Origin of the sequence: Pseudofrankia coriaricola (genome assembly GCF_032027725.1) — a bacterium.
Lineage (GTDB): Bacteria > Actinomycetota > Actinomycetes > Frankiales > Frankiaceae > Pseudofrankia.
The window spans coordinates 1-17,335 of record NZ_JASNFO010000104.1; the positions used below are offsets into that span (position 1 = coordinate 1).

Consider the following 17,335-nt stretch of genomic DNA (forward strand, 5'->3'; position numbering starts at 1 on the left):
GGTCGACTCCATCCCGACCCGGGTCACCCCCAGGGAGGTCAGCCAGTCCCGCAACGCCAGCAGCTCCCGGGTCGTGGCCCCGAACGTGTGCAACTGGACCTGGGCAGACCCACCCGGCCGCTCGGTGACCCGCACACAGGCCACGATCTCGTCCTTGTGCACGTCCAGACCGGCGCACCGCGCCACCTGCGCTTCCATCAGACCCCCAGACGGTCGTCCCGACAGGACAGGGCGGCCACCCGGGGGGATCCGATGATCAAAGAGTCTAGAGGTCGCGCTCGAAGCAGCAGTCCCACGTGCCTGCAGATCCCCACGTCACACTAAGCGACGGGCTCAACCTTCGGCACCAAGCTCGCCCGACGTCGTCCAGGTGACCACAGGCATTTTCCGACGCCCCACGTGGCCGGCGACGCCGGCCCTCACCACTAAGCGGCGGTGACGGGTGCCGGTGGCGTCGAGGTGGGACGGTCGCCGCCGGCGGGAGCCTGCGCCACCAGGGGCAGCACGATCTGATCGACGACGGACGCGACGAACTCGTCGGGCAGCACCGTGCCGTGAAGCAGGGAGTACTGGACCAGCATCGCCGGACCGCTGCTGGCCACCAGCCTGGAGGCCGCCTCGGGGCGGACCTCGCCGCGCTCGGCGCCGCGCCGCAGCACCTCGAAGATCAGCTCGATGCAGGGCTCGACGACGTACTGGATGACCGCCTGGCGCACGAACCCTCGCTCGCAGCCGGCCTGCGCGGAGACCAGCTGGAACGCTGTCCCCCTGGTCGAGGTGAAGGAATCCTGCACGCACCGCAACAGCGCGTGCACGTCCGTGCGCACGTCGCCGGACAGCGCCACGGCGGCGGGGGTGGGCAGGGCGTCCCGCAACGCCTCGTCGATCATGTCGTCCTTCGTCGCCCACCGGCGGTAGAGGACGGTCTTGCTGGTCCGGGCGGCCGCCGCGACCTTGTCCATCGTCAGATTGGCGTAGCCGACGGCCTGCATCTGCTCGAACACCGCGTCGAAGATCGCTTTTCGCAGGTTGTCGCCGCGACGGCGCGTGGCCGCGCCGGTACGCGGGCCGGAGGTGGGGGCGACCGTCATCGGCTGTCTGCTCCCACCCGGTCCCACCCGGCCGACGCGCTCGACCCTCGCGACACAGGCCCGATCGTACCGCCAACTTTAAGGTACGTCTTGGTACCCAAGAGCCCGACGGTGTTGCTAGCATGCCCACAAGGTACGAGATCGGACCTTATCCGGGCTCCGTCGAGGAGGTATCGATGTCGACTGCCGCGGCGGCGGCTCCGCGCGACGAGCGTCCCTCTGGCGCTCCACCCGACCGGACCGCTCCACCCGACCGGACGCGGAGCCGCGTCGCGCTCGTCGTGATCGTGAGCAGCCAGCTCATGCTCGTCCTGGACACCACGATCGTGAACGTCGCGCTCCCTGACATCCAGCGCGCGCTGCGCTTCTCGCCCACCGACCTGGCCTGGGTGCTCAACGCCTACACGCTCGCGTTCGGCGGGCTCCTTCTGCTTGGCGGCCGGGCCGGCGACATCCTCGGCCGGCTGCGGGTCTTCCAGGCCGGCGTCCTGCTGTTCGGCGTCGCCTCGCTGGCCGGCGGCCTGGGAACCGAGTCCTGGATGCTCGTCGCCTGCCGCGTCGGCCAGGGCGTCGGCGCCGCCTGTGCGTCGCCGAACGCCCTCGCGCTGCTCACGGCGAACTTCCCCGAAGGCCCCCGGCGGACAAAGGCACTCGCGGCCTGGGCCGCGGCCAACGGGGTCGGCGGGTCGATCGGCCTCATCCTCGGCGGGATGCTCACGACCTGGGTGTCCTGGCGCTGGGTCATGTTCATCAACGTGCCGATCGCGATCGGGGTCGCGGCGCTGGCGCCGACATTCATCCGCGGCCCGCTGCGCAACCCCGGGCGGTTCGACGTCGCCGGCGCCCTGGCCGCGACCGTCGGCCTGGCGGCCCTGACGTACGGCTTCATCCGGGCGTCGTCCGACGGCTGGGGCGACGCCTGGACGCTGGCCGCGCTCGGGCTCGCGGTCGCCGTGCTGCCGCTGTTCGTCGTCCATGAGGCCCGGGTCGACCAACCGCTGGTCCCCCTGCGACTGGTGGCCGAACCCGCCAGGGCCCGCTCCTACCTCGTGCTCCTGCTGGTGATCGGAAGCATGTTCAGCATGTTCTTCTTCACCACCCAGTTCCTCCAGGAGGTTCTTGGCTTCAGCGCGCTACGGGCGGGCCTCGCGTTCCTCCCACTGTCGGTCGGCCTCCTCGTCTCGGCCCAGCGGACGTCCGCGCTGCTGCCGAGGCTCGGCCCGAAGCCGCTCATGCTCGCCGGTGCCGTGCTCTGCGGCGGCGGGATGGCCTGGCTCACCCAGCTCTCGGAGAACACCAGCTACCCGGCCGGGATTTTCGGCCCGATGCTGCTGTTCGGGCTCGGCGTCGGCATGCTCGTCGTGCCGCTCAACATCAGCGTGGTCGCCGGCGTCAGCCCGAAAGACGCCGGAGCGGCCTCGAGCATGATGGTCGTGACGCAGCAGGTCGGGGCCACGCTCGGCCTCGCGTTGCTGGTCACGGTATACGGCGCGGCGAGCCGCGACGCCGCCAGGAACCCGCCAGCCGGTCTCGACCCGCTGGGACTGCGCCACCACCTGCTGGCGAGCGGTATGGCCGGCGCCTTCACCGTGGCGACGGGGTTCGTCGCCGCCGTCTTTCTGACCGTGCTGCTGACCTGGCGCGGTCACCGACGCCAGCCATCGGCGGAGATCCCGCAATCCCAGGCCCCGTCCAGTCCGGCATCGGAGCGTGTGACGGCTGACGACTGACGCCCGGCCACCCGCGTCCAGCGCGGTCCGCTGCCTTTGAGGAACCTCCTCCGGTGGCCCGGAGGAACAATCTCGGCGAACAGACCTCTGGCCCGCCGTTCAACCTTCAGGCGTCACGCTGCCGCCCGCGTTCTCAGGTCGTGGCGAGAACGGCGGCGGCCAGGCGGTCGGGGTGATCGAGGGGGACGAACGTCCGGCCGCCCGCGACGGTCTCAAAGGTCGCGTCGCGGAAGGCATCGGCGAGGCGCCGGCCGAAGTCGACGGTGAAGAAACGGTCGCCGTCGCCCCAGAGGAGGTGTACCGGCCTGTCTATCTTGTCCAGCCGCGTTGAGACGTCGAGCAGCTCCTTCGGGTCGATGCCACGGGCCAGCTTGGCCACGTCGCGGCGGACCCGACCGTCGGCGAGCGGCCTGACCCAGGCCTTGGTCAACTCCGGGTCGAACGGCCGGCCCGACAGGGGGCCGAAGCCGAGCCGCCCGTGCCGAAGCCGTGCCGACCGGAGGCCGGGGACCATCGCCGCGACCAGCGCCGGGTGGCGCAGCGCGCGCACGAGCGTCGTGAAGGGCGGCGGGGGAAAGGCGTCGAACGCGTCGCAGTTGGTGAGCACGACCCGGCCGATGCGGGTCGGATCGGTGTCGAGGACGAACTGGACTATCGCGCCGCCGGTGTCGTTGCCGACGAGGGTGACGTCCCGCAGGTCGAGGGCCGCGATCAGGTCGAGCACCAGGCGGGCGACGCCCCGCGGGCTGAGGTCGGCGTCGGGGCTCATCGGCACCGGATGGGCACCGAGGGGCAGCGTCGGCGCGTAGCTGCGCACGCCCTGTCGGGCGAGGAGATCGGCCGCGGCGGTCCACAGCTGGCCGTCCACGAGGAGGCCGTGCACGAACACCACGGGCGGCAGGTCCGACGGTTGCGGACCTGCCGCGCGGTACCAGACCTGGCCCTGGGGCAGGTCGATGACGTCGGCGGGAGGTGAGGCTTCCATACGAAGCAACATACCGACAGCCTGTATGTAAGACAACCGCCCATGCGGAGCAGAATCGGTCTGTGACCGCGTTGCCAAGCCCAGAACCGAAGCCCTCACGGCGCCGTCAGGTGGACCGCTCCGCGGCGACGCGGGCGGCGCTGGTCGCCGCCGGCCGGCGGCTGTTCGCCGAGGAGGGCTTCGCCGCGGTCGCGACGGAGGCGATCGTGGCGGCGGCCGGGGTGAGCCGCGGGGCGCTCTACCACCAGTTCGTCGACAAGACCGCCCTGTTCGCCGCGGTCGTCGAGGCCGTCGAGGCGGACGTCTCGACCCGCATCGCGGGCGAGGTCGCCGACGCGGGCCTGACCGACCCGATCGAGGCGATGCGGCTGGCCGCGAGTGTCTGGCTGCGGATCTGCGTCGAGCCGGAGGTCCACCGGATAGTCCTGCTCGACGGCCCTTCGGTACTGGGCTGGGCCGAGTGGCGGGAACTGTGCCAACGCCACGTCTTCGGCCTCGTCAAAGACGTGCTCTCCTGGGGAATGGAGATCGGCCGCATCCGCCAACAGCCGGTCGGCCCGCTCGCCCACATCATCATGGGCGCCAGCGACGAGGCGGCCCTCTACATCGCCCGCGCCGCCGACACCGAGACAGCCCGCACCGAGATGATCAACGCTCTGGACCTCGTCATCGACGGCCTCAGACGCTGACGGCGCTGGCGTTCACCTCCCACCGCGGCGGCGAGTATCTAACCCCTGCACGCCCCGAGGGCGATCAGCACCAGTCACAGAGGCGTCATCCGGTCGATGAACGCGCCCACAACCGCGACGAACCTGCGCGCCTCCCCTCGTCGGCCGAGCGCGCCGGCGGGGACTCGGTGTCGGCGGTGCCGGCGTTGTCCTTCACCCGCCGCGCCGTCGGGGCGCCGGACCTGCCGGCTCAGCAGGTGGTGTTTCAGGCGGCGTGTGCGGCGCGGGGCTGGACGGAGGGCGGGTCGGTCTGCCAGGTCGGTCCGGGGCTTGATGCCTGGGGCACGGTGATCCGGCTGGTCCGGACCGCTGGCTACGGCGTCGTGATAGTCGACCCGCTCGACCGGATCGCCTCGACGGACACAGGCCGCTCGGCGGTCCTGGACACGCTGCGCCGGGCAGGGGTGCGGCTGCTGGCGGCACACGACGGGATCGACACCGGCGACGCGATCGGTGCCGGGCTGGTCGCCTCCCTGCTCGACACGGACCGTGCGGCGGTGGCCCGGTGAACGGCGCGGAGAACGGTTGGCCGTCGGCCCGGCCGACGGCCGGCCCTGGTCAAGTCATGGCAATTGGTTACGGCGGTCCGCAGCCGCAGCCGTCGCTCGTCAAGGCAGGTCCGCATCGCCACCGAGATTTGCGATCATCCGTCGTAGGACGTTGAGCGCGGCCACGTACTCCGACGGGGCGATGCCATCGTGGACCTGCGCCAGCGCCCGGTGGCTACGGTCGGCGGCACGGGTCCGCCCCGCCTCTCCGTCCTCAGTGAGACTGAAGGTGCCTGCCTGTGTCTGAGTCATCCAGCCGCGCTTGAGCAGATCGTCGACGACCCCGTCAAAATCACTGTCGAGATCGTCGAACGGTGACAGCCGTTGGATCAGACGGGTGCGATTCCACTCGGCTGGAGCACCTGCGACATGGTTGAGGATCCACCAGTGCGGCTGAGTGAGCCCCTCGACCGCCAGATCCGCGCGGATCCGGCCGACAACTCTGCGGTAGGTCTCGCCGCTCCAGTACCCGATCGGCTGCGCCGCCAGCACCTCGTCGGGATACCCCTTGATGCCCGAGACCATGACAGTCCTTCCCTTCGGCGCGTGGCAATGCGTCCTGGCCGCCGCATAGCGACGTTCCGACGTCAGACGATCACGCTAGAACCTCAACCGGACTTGAGGTCAAGGTAGCCATGTGCAGGCATACCGGTCTGGCCGACGCCCTTGCACCCGATCGGCACCCAGCGGCGTAGATGAAGGTCATCGCGAGCCACTGACCGAGGCGCAGCCCACAGCACACGCCCATAGGATCATGGTTCTAGATGCCGTCGCCAGGCCGTTAGACCATTCGACACAACGGGGAATTGGGCATCCCACTGCTACCCGCCGTGCGACGCGGTGGCGCGCATCCTCGCCGTGCGACGTCGGCTGTCTGGTCGCGCCTGGCGTTCCCTGCTACAGGACAGTCTCGCGTCGGCGGGCGCGGTTCGGTCGCGGGGTTGTCGCGGGGTTTGCGGATGGAATCCGCGGTCGCCCCCTTGCTCGTGCGGCGGCCGAAAGCGCCGTTGGCTACGGGGCGTATCGGTACACCTTGGAGTCGCGGAGCTGGAAACCGAGGCGTTCATACAGCCTGTTGGCCGCTTGGCGTGACGGGCGGGACGTGAGGTCGACGGTACGCGCTCCGGCCTCCTGGGCCAGACGGATGGCTTCCTTGGTGAGGGCGGCTCCGATACCTTGCCCTCGGCCGGCTTCGTCGACAATCACGTCTTCGATCCAGGCGCGCAGACCGGTCGGGATCGGGAACATCACCAGCGTCAGCACGCCATGGATGCGGTCGTCGACCCGAGCGGCGAGCAACTGGTTGCCTTGCCACCCGACGAGGCGGGCGGGAGCCTCGGCGTCGAGGGGTGCGGCGTTGTGGGAGAGCTGGGGAAGCAGCCGGTCGAACGCCTCGACGAGTTCGGCGGTGACGGTCCGGACGACCTCGACCTTAACGCTCATGGTGGCTGAGAGTATCGGCTCGGGCGGTGTGCGCGCGTAGCCTCGGTCGTTCGTGGCGACGGGGCGACGCTCCGACAGGCGCGGGCGGGGTGGCAGTCCGACACGCCCGGGGTGCCGAGCGAAGCGAGGCGGGGCCCCGGGGCGTGGCGGACTGACGGGGCCCCGCCCGTGCATGGCGCGTGCGGCGGCACGGCGCGCGCCCCGAAGGGGCGCCTTGATGCCGTCGCCATCCCGTAAGACCATCGGCGCTACGGTATCGAGACTGCGTAGTCGGTCATTGGAAATGCGATCCGTGCACGGCAGGCCAATGGCTTGGTAGGAGGCGGGCGATGCGAGACGGTGCGCCGGGACCGGATGAGTCTACGGGGTTGAAGGCGTACTGGTTCGTGATCCGCAAACCCCGGGTGGTGTGCGACGGCGGCGCCGTGCGGATGATGTTGCCCGGTTACTTCGGTGGTGGAGCGTGGGCGATACCTGCGCGCCACGTTGCTGTACAGGATCTGTCGGCTACGCCGCCGGCGGAAGGTGCTCAGGAGCCGGAGCCGGTGCTTGCCCGTGAGTTGGCCGTCCCCTACCTGTTCACCACGGGGCCGATGACCAGGCCGAACCTTCTGTTGATGTTCACTGAGCCGCAGCGCGTGCCGCCGCTGCGACTTGACGCAGCGCTCGCGCCGAACACGGACCTGCCGTTCGGTTACCGCTCGACGCGGTCGGAGAAGGGAGCGCGTGTCGACGGAGTTCTGTTGCGTGCCGATAACCCTGCGGCGCTGCGTCAGTCCGTTCTCACCGCAGGGGGCAGTTCCCTCGACGATCCCGTCGGTTGGCTGTATGAGCACCGTGAGGTCGTCGCGGATGTTATGGAACAGGCAAGCCTCGCGAGACGGCGGCGCGTGGGACGGTGCATTCAGCTCGCTGCGATGATCCTGTTTGTAGCAACGTCCATCGGCGTGCCACGGCTCGTGGCTGACGACGGCCCATGGTGGCCCGTGTTCCTCTTGCTGGCCGTGCTGGCTGGACTGTTCGGGTTGGGTGCCTTCGGCCGTCGTCTGGCTCGGTGACCGATGGCGAGGACGTTGTTTGTCGGCGACGCGCCTACGCTCCGACGCGTGCGGGCGGGTGGCAGACCCGACACGCCCGGGGTGCCCGAGCGAAGCGAGGGCGGGGCCCCGTGGCGTGGAGGGGCTGACGGGTCCTGCCCGCGCGCGTCGCGTGCGGCGCGCGCGGCGTGGCGGCCGAAGGCCGGCCTTGAAACCCGTACAGATTTAAAAAAAAACACGTACAGATTGTCCGCGACAGCGATCTTGAGGTCGATGCCGCCAACCACGGCTGGGCCCGCGGGATCGACCTCCACCATTGCGTTGCCCGCCGCACGGAGGAGCTGCTGACCGACTTCGGCCAGCCACTCAACGATCCGGCCGACATCCCGGAGATGGGTCACCGCTGATCAGCGAGTCGGGAAGGAAGCCAGAGCAAGGTCCCATTGGTCAGCTGCGTGAAGCAGCGTAACTGCATCCACCCGCACCTCCACGACGTGCTGGTAAATGTCCGCCCCGTCATCGTTCTGCTGCCATGGGGGCGCTGCCTCCAAGGACAGGTGAAAGCGAATCACCGCCCAACCCTCGCTTCGACCTGCGAGACTTACGGCCAGGACCGGCTCGACGAACCACGTATCCGGAGACAACCGACCTTCGGAATCAGGTCCGGTTACGGCCACTGCTCTCTCGGTCACTGCGCGCAACCAGGCGGACACCTCATGGGCTTCATGGGTCAGCAGACACGGATCGGCAAAGGACCAGGTGCCGTCGGGAGTCGTCACCGTTCCACCGACGACTAGCCAGTTGTCGTCGTATGGGTCACCGCGAACTTCGGAGAACTGATACCGCAGCAGGCAGAGTTCGACACTGCTCGCATGATCGCTCAAAAGCACTGTCCCAGGATGTCACAGGCTCTCGCGGCTCTGGACAGCACGGCCGATCACCGTAATGGGCGCCCGAGGGTTCAGTCGCCCGCCCGAGCCGTCACCGGCCAGCTGAGCCGGACCGGCCCCGTTCGACTCGCCAGACGGGCACAAGAAAGATTTTGAGTGTTACTGGGGCAGCGCGGGCCATGAGTTGCCCTCCTACCGACGGGGAGTGGTCAGGGCTGGTCCCCGCCTCTTCAAGCCAGCGTTTGGCGGTCCGGTAGCCGACCGAATTGATGGGCACGTCCATGCCTGCTGCGGTGTCCGCGAACACCTGGCAGAACTGCTCAACAGGTCCAGTTGCGGCGGACGAGGAGCAGGGCAAGCAGGGTTCGCGGTCGGACTCGGGGGCATGGCTACGTCGCCTTCCAGCGCTGGTGCTACGGATGGTCGCGCTTGCGGGGCGCTGTGTCAGCAGTCATGGGCACGCTGGCCCCACGGTGGCCCTTTTCGACGCCGGGGTGTCCCCACGTTGGCACTATCGCGGCCACTTTCAGAAGTCGTTTGGTAGCCGATAGTGGCGACTGCCGGTTCTGGTCGGGCTGGCGTCGATCCCCCGGCCAGGGCCGGTCGCACTGGTCCGCGAACAGCGCGGGCTCGTCGGCGGTACGGCCAATCTGACAGGCAAGCCGGCGGACGGCGAGGACCGTGCGAACCTCGGCCAACGAGGACACGTCGACAACCCGAACGAGAAGACGACGGCGGACGCTGTCTGTGAGAGAGACAGGTCGGCGATCACCACACAGCCCCGCGATAGCGAGGTGATCCGCGTCACCATTTGCTATGTAGTTCGCCGTTTCGCTGCGGCCACTGGCTGACCAAGTCACAGAAGTACAGCACCACCTTCCGACAGCTCAGTAGTCCGGCGGGTGGTGTGGTCTGGGAGCTGGCCTGGCCACGCAATCCGCTGTTCACCGGCCGCGCCGATGAGTTGACGGAGTTGCGGGATCGGCTGGTGGCGTCGGGGTCGGCGGCGGTCGTGCCGGTGGCGCTGCACGGGTTGGGCGGGGTCGGGAAGACGCAGGTGGCGGTGGAGTACTGCTACCGGTTCGCCGCGACGTATGAGCTGGTGTGGTGGGTGCCGGCGCAGGATGCGGCGTTGGCGTTGGCGGCGTTGGTGCGGCTGGCGGAGCGGGTCGGCGTGGCGGTGGCGGGGGCTGCCGAGGAGTCGGTGCGGGCTGTGGTGGCGTTGCTGGCCTCGGGGCGTCGGTTCGGCCGCTGGCTGGTCGTGGTCGACAACGTGGGCGCGCCGGGGGATCTGTTCGGGTTGTTGTCGGCGGCGGGTGCCTCGGGTGGGCATGTGCTGGTGACGAGCCGGGATCATCGCTGGTCACGGCTGGCAGACGGCGTCGCGGTCGATGTGCTGCCGCGGGCGGACGCGGTCGCGCTGCTACAACGCCATGTGGCGGACCTGGGTGGGCCGGATGGGGATCGGCTCGCGGGGCTGTTGGGGGATCTGCCGTTGGCGGTGGAGCAGGCGGGGGCGTTTCTCGCGGACACCGGGATGGGTCCCGGCGAGTACGCCGATCTGCTGGGCGTGGAGCTGCGGCGGTTGATGAGCCGGGGCACGCCGGTCGGGGTGCGTCCGGTCGCGGCGACGTGGACGGTAACCCTGGAACAACTTGACGATCCGGCGGCGGTGCTGCTTGCTCGGTTGTGGGCGGGTTTCGGGCCGGAGCCGATCCCGCTGGACTTGGTCCGTCCGGAGGTAGCCGGGGTGCTGCCCGCGCCGCTCGGCGAGGTCGCGGCGGATCGGATCGGTTGGCGGAGACGGTCGGCCGGCTGGTCTCCCTGGCACTGGTCCGTGCCGCCGGTGGTGCGGTAGTGATGCACCGCCTGGTAGCGGAGGTGCTGCGCGACGACACACCCACCGAGCTACGGCCGGCGCTGCGGACCGCGGCGCGTCGACGGCTCGCCCGAGGCCATCCGCCGGTGCGGGACCGGCCGGACGCCTGGCCCCGCTACGCCCAGATCTACACACACGCCCTCGCGACCGGGCTCGTCGAGGACGACGACCCTGACAGCCGTCACATGATCCTCTGGCTGATCCGGTATCTACGGGAGCGCGGCGACTACCCGAACAGCCGCGGTCTCGCGGCGGAGGCCCACGTCCGATACCGGGAGCTACTTAGCGAGGATCACCCGGACACGCTCACCGCCGCGCATGAACTCGCGGCCGTGGTGCAGGTGCAGGGGGACTATCCGACCGCGCGGCCGATGTTCGACGACGTGCTGGCCCCGGCGGCGGCGGATCCTCGGGGAGGATCACCCACCCGGACATCATGCGCACGAAAGCCACCCTGGCAGACCTGGACGGAGCCTAGCTCCCTCGCGGTCGGACCTTGCGCGTCCCCGGTTCTTGAGTGATCAGGACTTCGTGTGCTGAGGCTTCGTCGACCGCCCGAGGCCGACCAACGGCGCCGCCGCCTATATCTCTTGTGTGTCTCAGGACGCGCATCTCGATAGACAGGCTGATCCGACACGATCCGCGCTGTGCCGGCGCCTCGGCGGAAGGCCGGGCCGCCTAGGTCAGCGGCGGCGGGACTGTGGCAGGCGGGTGGGGCCGACCTGCCGGTCGAGCCAGTCGGTCAGCTGGCGCATGTCGCGCCAGGCAGAGGCGACCTGCTCCACACAGGCCGGCTCGGCGAGCCACGGTGGCTCGCCGAAGTCCCGGTGCGCGGTGAGCGTCTTGTAGCGGAGCAACTCGATGCGTGGATGGTCGGCGGCGTAGCCACGCGGCCGGGTGCTGAGCTGGGTACCCGATATCTCATATCCCGCCGCGCGGAGTCTTTCGACGATCGCCTCCAGCGCCGGCCCGCGTACGTCGTCGGCGACCGCCGCCCGCAACCGTTCGACCTGGTCCGACGCGGTCTGCCAGTACCCGGAGGCGGCCATCAGCCCGTTCGCCGACACCTGGACGTAGCCGCCCCGCCCGCAGTGCGCGCCGATCGCTGTCTTGTACGGGGACTTGTCCTTGGAGAACCGGACATCGCGGTACGGCCGGAACACGTGCGGCTCGCCGAACTCCGGCTCAAGCGCCGCGAGCAGGGCGAGCATCGGAGCCCGCACGGCCCTCTCGTAGGTCTCCCGGTGATCCGTCCAGTACGCCTTGCTGTTGTCCGCCTCGAGCCCCTCGAAGAAGATCAGCGCCTCGACGGGAAACCCAGCGAACTCAGACATCGGCACTCCTCCGCGACCAGAGGTCATCCTACGACCGCCCACCGACAGACCTGAGGGCGCAGGAAGGTGCAGGTCGCGCTGCTCGGCTCCGCTCGGTGAGGATCCGCGCGAACGCGTCGATGATGCCGTGGACCTGACCTGGGCCGGGGTGAGGCCTGACGGGAGACACGTCGTCGACAACGTCTCGCGGGCGACGGCCGGACTCGCGGCGGTGGCGGTGCTGGCCAGGTTGGCGACCCTCCTCGCGGTGGCGGCTGGCACCTCGAGGAGGGCGTCAGACGATCAGCGACGCCGGCCGACGAGTCAGGCTGTCAGTGCCGCTGGGCCGACGGCGGAACTGGTGTCGATGAACGCGTCCGGTACCGGGTAGTCCCCGGCGATGAAGGCCAGCACGGCCGCGTGCATCGCCTCGACCGGCGCGATCGTCGCCGCGGTCGCGATCCCGCCGCTGTCGGACACGTTCGCCATCGCGTACAGATAGGTGTGCGCGGCCGCGTTCTCCAGACCGAGCGCGTAGGCGGCGAGCTCGGGGACGGACTTCGTGGCCTTTACCTTCGCGACCTCCGAAGCGGCGATTGTCAGCGGCGTGCCGGTAATCGTCGGCAGCTTGGCTCCGGACAGCACCCCGTTCCACGCCTTCGCATGCTCGGCGTGCTGCGAGCGGGCGACCGTCGCGAATTCTCCGACGGCTCCGGGCACCGCGCCGTAGTCGCCGGCGGCCGCCTTCGCCAGCGCCATCGTGTAGGCCGCGACGGCGAGATTCTCCAGGGCCGCCGCAAGCGCGACCACTCTCAGGTCGCCGGTGTACGGGCTGGCCACCCGGGTCGGTGTCCCGCCCATGGCCGTCCGCTTCCCGCCGCCGTCCGAGCCGCCGCACGCCGCGAGCAGGCCCGCTCCGGCCGCGGCCAGGCCGCGGAGCAACACTCCACGCCGACTGGCCGGCCCGCGGGCCAACCCCCTGATCGTGGCCCGCGTCGCGCTGGTCGTGTCGCGCAGCTGCTCCAACGCGGTCGGGAAGGTGTCCCGGTGCAGCGCGTCGAGGTCCTTCGTCAACGCGCGGAGCTCCGCGTCTCCGACGCCCATCTCGCCGCGCGGTTTCCCGTCCGGCTGGGTCTGGTCGTACCGGGTCATCAAACCGCTCCTTCAGTCGACGGAGAGGCCATCGAGGTCGAATAGAAGGCGTCGGGGAAACCGACGCCACCGGCGGCCTTCGGGAGCTTCGCCGCATCGGGCGGCAGCGCGATCAGATCGGCGGCGCCACCGCCGAGCAGCGCGGCGACGGCGAGCAGGATGGCCCGGTGCTGCGCCTCCACGGCGGCGACGCTGCCGAACAACTTGCGCAACATCGAACTGCCCACCTGGCTGACGTTCTTGGTGTAGGTCTGCGCGGCCACGTCCTCGAGGGTGATCGCGAGTGACACCACGTCGCCGGGGCCTTTGATCGTTGGTATCGCCGCGTCGACGACCTTGGCGTACTTCGGGTCCAGAGCGGTCTGGGCCTGACCACCGAGCCCGACCGCCGCGGCGTTGAACGCCGTCGCGTGATCCACGTGCTGCGCCATCGTCTTCATCGCGAACGCCTTGACGACGGCGTTCGCCTCGGCGCCACCGATGAACGGCAGCGTGAGGGCCGTCGTGTAGGTACTGACCGCGAGATTCTCGATCGACGCGGCGGTCTGCAGGATCGCCACATCCATCGTCGCCGCCGAGCCGCGCGTCGCCGTCGCGAGCACTCCCGCCCCGGCGAGGCCGACAGCGAGCGCCGCGCCGCCCCTCGACATCCGTCTGCCGGGCGCGGCCGCCTCGACAAGGTCCGCGACGGCCACGCGGCTGCCCCGCATGGCATCGCTGTGCAGATCCTCGGACGCGTCGCTCAGTTCCCGCAGGCGCCGGTCATCGACGGTGTCAGACACCGCGTCCTCCTGGTTGCCGGTCATGCTCGTCGTCGGCGACGCGTGTCGCCGACGCTGCCGGGGGTGCGTGCCAGGGAGGCGCGGGCCACCGTGAGCGTGTGCCGCTGGCCGTGTGGCGGGCTGGTCGGGTGGCTGGCTGGTGGTGACGAGGTCCGCACCGGCCGCTGGCAAGAGGTGTTCGGAGCCGTCGGCCAGGCGGATGGGTGTGAGTTCGGGGTGAGCACGGCGCGGCCCTTGCCTCCGCTCCGCTACCCCGCCGATGCGTCTGTCGACCCGCACCAGCCGGGCCGCCCGAACTCATGTCGGCTGCCCGACCCCATCCGCGTGCGTCGCGGCCCCGAACAACCGGCGACAGCGGGCCTGGCGGATGCGTGCCGCGCCGAAGCGACGGCACGGACCCGACAGCCAGGAACGCGTGCGCTCACATGACTGACAAGGCGGCCGACGATGGCATTCGATGTTGACAGCTTCGCGCGGACCGCGGGCCCGGTACGCACCGACGACCTGGGTGACCTGGCGTCGGAGTTCGCCCGCCGGCGGCTGTCCGACGACGGCCTGCGCTGCCTGCGCTACATGCACGACGTGGAGAGCCATACGGTCTGCTACCTGCGTGACCTGCTCATGACGTCGTCGCATCGCGACCCGCGGATCACCACGTTCCTCACCGTCTGGAACTACGAGGAGCACTCCCACGGCGTCGCGCTCGGCTCGGTGCTCGCCGCGCACGGCGAGCCGCACGGCGACGAGCGCAACGCCGCGGTCCGCGACCGCCAAGGCCGCCTCGACAGCGTGAAGCCCGTGCTGTCCGCGGCGGCGTCCTCACTGGTCGGCAACGACTTCGTCGCCGTGCACATGAGTTGGGGCGCGGTGAACGAATGGACCACCCGGTCGGGTTACGCGCGGCTGATCGAGCGCGAGCGGCATCCCGCGCTGACCACGCTGCTGACTCGGATCATGGCCCAGGAGAGCCGGCATATCGCCTTCTACGCGAGCGAGGCTCGAGCCCGGCTGGCCGCGAGCCGGCGGGCACGCCTGGTCACGCGATGGGCCCTACGCCGGCTGTGGTCCCCGGTCGGGACCGGGGTCATGCCCGCCGAGGAGACCGCCTTCGTGCTCGGATACCTGCTCGCCGGCGAGCCCGGGCGGCGCGAGGCGGAGCGGATCGACGCGCAGATCGACCGGCTGCCCGGTCAGGCCGGCCTCGGCCTGCTGACCGGCGCCGCCCGCCGCTACGCACCCGCCAGCTGACGGCCCGGCTTCCGACCTCGCTGGAAACGGGTCCTGTCCTGACGGCAGCTGTCAGCCGTCGAGCACCTCGGTGTTCTGGCAGGCGACCAGACACCACCTCCCATCCTCCTTGGCCATGACGTACAGCGGGCTGCCCTCGTTCTGGCCTTCGATCGGCCGGCCGTCAGAGGTCAGATAACGCTGACGCACCTTCACCGCGGCGACGTCGGGCCGGATGAACAGCACGTGCACCACCTCGTAGGTGGCCGTCAGGCCCTTCATTCCGCCGGGAAGCACCTTGTGGGTGAACGCCGAGATCTCGTCGAGGCCGAACAGGCGCCGGCCGTGGCCCGTAGTCCAGATCGCGTCGGGCCGGAACAAGCCGATGAACTCGTCGGGGAGCTCGTTCTGCTGGGAGTGCTCGAGCGTGGCGACCACCTGCCTGATCACCCTGATCTCAGCCGCATGGGTCCCGTCGTCGATGATGCCCGTCGTCGTCATGTGGCCAGGCTGCAACCTCAACCACACATGAGGTCAAGCGCGCGGGGTACCGCCGTCGAACCGGCTCGGCTCGGCTCGGCCTACAGCACGCTGCCGCCGCAGTTGACCATGGTCAACTGCCTCCCGCTCACATCCCCCGGGGCGATGCCAAGGACGACTACACAACTCCCGAGCGGAAGCGTCGGGAATCCTTGACATGTCGGAGTTCTCCGACGTAACTTTTTGTCTGTGTCCGACGACGACGTGTTCCTCGCGTTGGCCAACCCCGTACGGCGCCGCCTGCTACAGCTTCTCGACCAGGGCCCTCGCACCGCGGGCGACCTCGCTGACCAGTTCGACCTGAGCCGGCCCGCGGTCGCCGAGCACCTGCAGATCCTCCGCCGCGCCGCACTGGTCCGCGACGAGGCCGTCGGCCGCCAGCGGCTCTACCACCTGACCGCTGAGCCGCTGGCCCAGGTCAGCGGCTGGCTGCACCCCTTCGAACGCTTCTGGCGCGATCGCCTCCGCGCCATCGCCGACATCACCGAAACCGAAGAGGACCCATGACCGAGTCGACCACCGCGACCATCACCGTCGACCAGTTCATCGCGGCCCCACCCAGCAAGGTCTGGCGCTCCCTGACCGACCCCGATCTACATGCCCGCTGGTGGGTTCCCGGCGACATCGCCCCGATCGTGGGCCACCGTTTCCACCTCCAGATGCCCGGCTGGGGACCTGTGGCCTGCGAAGTCCTTGAAGTCGAACCCGCGCGCAAGCTCGTCTACACGTTCAACGCGACCTGGACGCTCACCTGGCGCCTTGTCGCCGAAGGCACCGGTACCCGCCTGCTCCTCGAGCACAGCGGCTTCAACCTCGACGACAAGCGCGACCGCGACGCCTATGAGCGCATGAGCGGAGGCTGGCGCGACATCCTGCCCCGCCTCACGGCAGCCCTCGCCGACAACTAACCGCACCAGCCCCCGGACACCGCCCACAACCAGGAGTCCGGGCGGAACTTCAGTCGGTGCGCTGTCCAAGGCGCAGAACGCTCAGATAGTGGCGTGAGGCCCGGTTACCCATACGGGTGCGGATGCGCTCAGCGACCGCGTCGAGCAGCGGCTCCCGGACGCCGGGGGCAAGCCGTCGGTACGGCGACATCGAGCGGAGGAGATCGGCAAAGCCGTCCCCGTCGAACCACTGAACCGTCGGGTACCAGCGCACGACCGTCGGCCCGAACAAACCGCCGGGGTCACGCACCTGGCCCCAGCCCTCGTCGGTTTTGCGTACGTCATCCTCGATAGGCGGATGACCCCAGTCGGGATTGCCCGGGGAAAAACGTTCGTGGAGGTCGGCGGTCTCGGCATACACCTCCGGTTCGCCGGGGCGGCGAACGACGACGTGGCCGAGAAGCGCCATCCATCCTCCGGGACGGAGCACGTCGTGGGCCCGCCGCCAGCCGGTCGAGGGGGCGACCCAGTGCCACGCCGAGGCGGCCACGAGGACGTCGAAGCGCCGCCCGCGGTCGTCCCACTCCTCGAACCTCGACGTCTCGACGTTGACGGCGCGAAAGGCCGAGAGCCGGTGACGAGCCAGCGCGGCCAGTTCCGCGCCAGGCTCGATGGCCGTCACCGGGTGACCCAACGCCGCCAGCGAGCGCGTCGCCTGCCCCGTACCGCACCCCACCTCAAGCACCGACGATTCTTCGTCCATGGCGGTGAGTGCGACGAGGTCCGCGAACATCTCATCGGGATAACCGGGCCGCACGCGGTCGTAAAGTTCCGCCACCTCGTTGAACACACCGCCGAGGTCACGCCGATCCGGGCCAACCATCCAGCCATCCTGCCACCGACCCTCACACACGTTGTTCAGGGCGCAGCCGGCCGGACATCGCGGAAGCGGCCCTACTGCCTAGACGGCCCACCCCCTACGTGGTCGTCACCAATGCGATCTCCTGGCCGTTACGAAGCGGTCCTCGAGGCGACCCGTGCGGTCGCGGACCGCGGCAACGACGAGGTGCTCGCGGCGTCGCCCGCCGAGTCGGTCCAGGTCA

The 17,335-nt window shown here is 69.9% G+C and carries 19 protein-coding genes and 1 pseudogene; 9 read left to right on the forward strand and 11 right to left on the reverse strand.

The window, feature by feature from the left end:
- A pseudogene (locus QOZ89_RS39735) lies at positions 1-198 on the reverse strand (IS110 family transposase); the annotation flags it as partial.
- Positions 199-425: 227 nt separating this feature from the next.
- Positions 426-1,091 (reverse strand): TetR/AcrR family transcriptional regulator, encoded by a 666-nt coding sequence (locus QOZ89_RS39740; RefSeq protein WP_071055116.1) that lies wholly within the window; start codon positions 1,089-1,091, stop codon positions 426-428.
- 176 nt (positions 1,092-1,267) lie between these two features.
- Between QOZ89_RS39740 and QOZ89_RS39745 the strand changes: the two genes are divergently transcribed.
- Positions 1,268-2,821: an MFS transporter gene (locus tag QOZ89_RS39745; RefSeq protein WP_312629239.1), complete on the forward strand. Its 1,554-nt coding sequence runs from the start codon at positions 1,268-1,270 to the stop codon at positions 2,819-2,821.
- Positions 2,822-2,954: 133 nt separating this feature from the next.
- Here QOZ89_RS39745 and QOZ89_RS39750 read toward each other — a convergent pair whose 3' ends face one another.
- The gene (locus QOZ89_RS39750) at positions 2,955-3,806 is read right to left on the reverse strand and encodes an alpha/beta fold hydrolase (protein ID WP_071055113.1); all 852 of its coding nucleotides are present in this window, start codon (positions 3,804-3,806) and stop codon (positions 2,955-2,957) included.
- Positions 3,807-3,916: 110 nt separating this feature from the next.
- Here QOZ89_RS39750 and QOZ89_RS39755 point away from each other — a divergent pair, with 110 nt between their 5' ends.
- A complete protein-coding gene (locus QOZ89_RS39755) occupies positions 3,917-4,495 on the forward strand; it encodes a TetR/AcrR family transcriptional regulator (RefSeq protein ID WP_241842489.1) in 579 nt (192 codons plus the stop codon).
- 176 nt (positions 4,496-4,671) lie between these two features.
- A complete protein-coding gene (locus QOZ89_RS39760) occupies positions 4,672-5,043 on the forward strand; it encodes a serine integrase family protein (RefSeq protein WP_312629244.1) in 372 nt (123 codons plus the stop codon).
- A gap of 99 nt (positions 5,044-5,142) precedes the next feature.
- On the opposite strand, the gene QOZ89_RS39765 is transcribed toward QOZ89_RS39760, so the two are convergent.
- Together QOZ89_RS39765 and QOZ89_RS39770 are read right to left on the reverse strand one after the other, a co-directional pair.
- Positions 5,143-5,607, reverse strand: a complete 465-nt coding sequence (locus QOZ89_RS39765) for a MarR family transcriptional regulator (RefSeq protein WP_071055104.1) — start codon at positions 5,605-5,607, stop codon at positions 5,143-5,145.
- A 486-nt stretch (positions 5,608-6,093) separates the two neighbouring features.
- Positions 6,094-6,525, reverse strand: coding sequence for a GNAT family N-acetyltransferase (locus tag QOZ89_RS39770; protein ID WP_312629248.1), 432 nt, complete (start codon positions 6,523-6,525; stop codon positions 6,094-6,096).
- Between the two features lie 368 nt (positions 6,526-6,893).
- Between QOZ89_RS39770 and QOZ89_RS39775 the strand changes: the two genes are divergently transcribed.
- Complete coding sequence (locus tag QOZ89_RS39775) at positions 6,894-7,583, forward strand: hypothetical protein (protein ID WP_312629250.1); 690 nt, start codon at positions 6,894-6,896, stop codon at positions 7,581-7,583.
- A gap of 386 nt (positions 7,584-7,969) precedes the next feature.
- Here QOZ89_RS39775 and QOZ89_RS39780 read toward each other — a convergent pair whose 3' ends face one another.
- A complete protein-coding gene (locus tag QOZ89_RS39780; RefSeq protein ID WP_198543669.1) occupies positions 7,970-8,446 on the reverse strand; it encodes a WapI family immunity protein in 477 nt (158 codons plus the stop codon).
- A 913-nt stretch (positions 8,447-9,359) separates the two neighbouring features.
- On the opposite strand from QOZ89_RS39780, the gene fxsT reads away from it, so the two are divergent.
- A complete protein-coding gene (gene fxsT, locus QOZ89_RS39785) occupies positions 9,360-10,310 on the forward strand; it encodes an FxSxx-COOH system tetratricopeptide repeat protein (protein WP_312629251.1) in 951 nt (316 codons plus the stop codon).
- A gap of 2 nt (positions 10,311-10,312) precedes the next feature.
- Complete coding sequence (locus QOZ89_RS39790; protein ID WP_312629253.1) at positions 10,313-10,852, forward strand: tetratricopeptide repeat protein; 540 nt, start codon at positions 10,313-10,315, stop codon at positions 10,850-10,852.
- A 162-nt stretch (positions 10,853-11,014) separates the two neighbouring features.
- On the opposite strand, the gene QOZ89_RS39795 is transcribed toward QOZ89_RS39790, so the two are convergent.
- From QOZ89_RS39795 to QOZ89_RS39805, 3 genes are all read right to left on the reverse strand, one after another.
- Positions 11,015-11,665 (reverse strand): DUF2461 domain-containing protein, encoded by a 651-nt coding sequence (locus tag QOZ89_RS39795; RefSeq protein ID WP_312629255.1) that lies wholly within the window; start codon positions 11,663-11,665, stop codon positions 11,015-11,017.
- A gap of 303 nt (positions 11,666-11,968) precedes the next feature.
- Complete coding sequence (locus QOZ89_RS39800) at positions 11,969-12,796, reverse strand: ferritin-like domain-containing protein (RefSeq protein ID WP_312629257.1); 828 nt, start codon at positions 12,794-12,796, stop codon at positions 11,969-11,971.
- On the reverse strand, positions 12,796-13,578 hold the full coding sequence (locus QOZ89_RS39805; protein WP_083420205.1) for a ferritin-like domain-containing protein: 783 nt from the start codon (positions 13,576-13,578) through the stop codon (positions 12,796-12,798). The genes QOZ89_RS39800 and QOZ89_RS39805 overlap by 1 nt, the downstream gene beginning before the upstream one ends.
- A 447-nt stretch (positions 13,579-14,025) precedes the next feature.
- On the opposite strand from QOZ89_RS39805, the gene QOZ89_RS39810 reads away from it, so the two are divergent.
- Positions 14,026-14,826 carry a hypothetical protein gene (locus QOZ89_RS39810; RefSeq protein WP_071055086.1) on the forward strand — a complete coding sequence of 267 codons (801 nt, stop codon included), beginning with the start codon at positions 14,026-14,028 and terminating at the stop codon, positions 14,824-14,826.
- Positions 14,827-14,877: 51 nt separating this feature from the next.
- Here QOZ89_RS39810 and QOZ89_RS39815 read toward each other — a convergent pair whose 3' ends face one another.
- Positions 14,878-15,306: an SgcJ/EcaC family oxidoreductase gene (locus QOZ89_RS39815; protein WP_071055084.1), complete on the reverse strand. Its 429-nt coding sequence runs from the start codon at positions 15,304-15,306 to the stop codon at positions 14,878-14,880.
- Between the two features lie 228 nt (positions 15,307-15,534).
- On the opposite strand from QOZ89_RS39815, the gene QOZ89_RS39820 reads away from it, so the two are divergent.
- Both QOZ89_RS39820 and QOZ89_RS39825 read left to right on the forward strand, forming a co-directional pair.
- Positions 15,535-15,852 carry a metalloregulator ArsR/SmtB family transcription factor gene (locus QOZ89_RS39820; protein ID WP_071055082.1) on the forward strand — a complete coding sequence of 106 codons (318 nt, stop codon included), beginning with the start codon at positions 15,535-15,537 and terminating at the stop codon, positions 15,850-15,852.
- Positions 15,849-16,253 (forward strand): SRPBCC family protein, encoded by a 405-nt coding sequence (locus QOZ89_RS39825; RefSeq protein WP_071055079.1) that lies wholly within the window; start codon positions 15,849-15,851, stop codon positions 16,251-16,253. The genes QOZ89_RS39820 and QOZ89_RS39825 overlap by 4 nt, the downstream gene beginning before the upstream one ends.
- 49 nt (positions 16,254-16,302) lie before the next feature.
- Here the strand turns inward: QOZ89_RS39825 and QOZ89_RS39830 are convergent, their stop codons facing one another.
- Positions 16,303-17,082, reverse strand: coding sequence for a class I SAM-dependent methyltransferase (locus QOZ89_RS39830; RefSeq protein WP_241842486.1), 780 nt, complete (start codon positions 17,080-17,082; stop codon positions 16,303-16,305).
- Positions 17,083-17,335 lie beyond the last annotated feature (253 nt).

Coding starts and splice junctions, on each gene's coding strand:
- QOZ89_RS39740 (WP_071055116.1), bottom strand. CDS start 1,091: ATGACGGTCGCCCCCACCTCCGGCCCGCGTACCGGCGCGGCCACGCGC.
- QOZ89_RS39745 (WP_312629239.1), top strand. CDS start 1,268: ATGTCGACTGCCGCGGCGGCGGCTCCGCGCGACGAGCGTCCCTCTGGC.
- QOZ89_RS39750 (WP_071055113.1), bottom strand. CDS start 3,806: ATGGAAGCCTCACCTCCCGCCGACGTCATCGACCTGCCCCAGGGCCAG.
- QOZ89_RS39765 (WP_071055104.1), bottom strand. CDS start 5,607: ATGGTCTCGGGCATCAAGGGGTATCCCGACGAGGTGCTGGCGGCGCAG.
- QOZ89_RS39770 (WP_312629248.1), bottom strand. CDS start 6,525: ATGAGCGTTAAGGTCGAGGTCGTCCGGACCGTCACCGCCGAACTCGTC.
- QOZ89_RS39790 (WP_312629253.1), top strand. CDS start 10,313: ATGCACCGCCTGGTAGCGGAGGTGCTGCGCGACGACACACCCACCGAG.
- QOZ89_RS39795 (WP_312629255.1), bottom strand. CDS start 11,665: ATGTCTGAGTTCGCTGGGTTTCCCGTCGAGGCGCTGATCTTCTTCGAG.
- QOZ89_RS39800 (WP_312629257.1), bottom strand. CDS start 12,796: ATGACCCGGTACGACCAGACCCAGCCGGACGGGAAACCGCGCGGCGAG.
- QOZ89_RS39810 (WP_071055086.1), top strand. CDS start 14,026: ATGGCATTCGATGTTGACAGCTTCGCGCGGACCGCGGGCCCGGTACGC.
- QOZ89_RS39815 (WP_071055084.1), bottom strand. CDS start 15,306: ATGACGACGACGGGCATCATCGACGACGGGACCCATGCGGCTGAGATC.
- QOZ89_RS39825 (WP_071055079.1), top strand. CDS start 15,849: ATGACCGAGTCGACCACCGCGACCATCACCGTCGACCAGTTCATCGCG.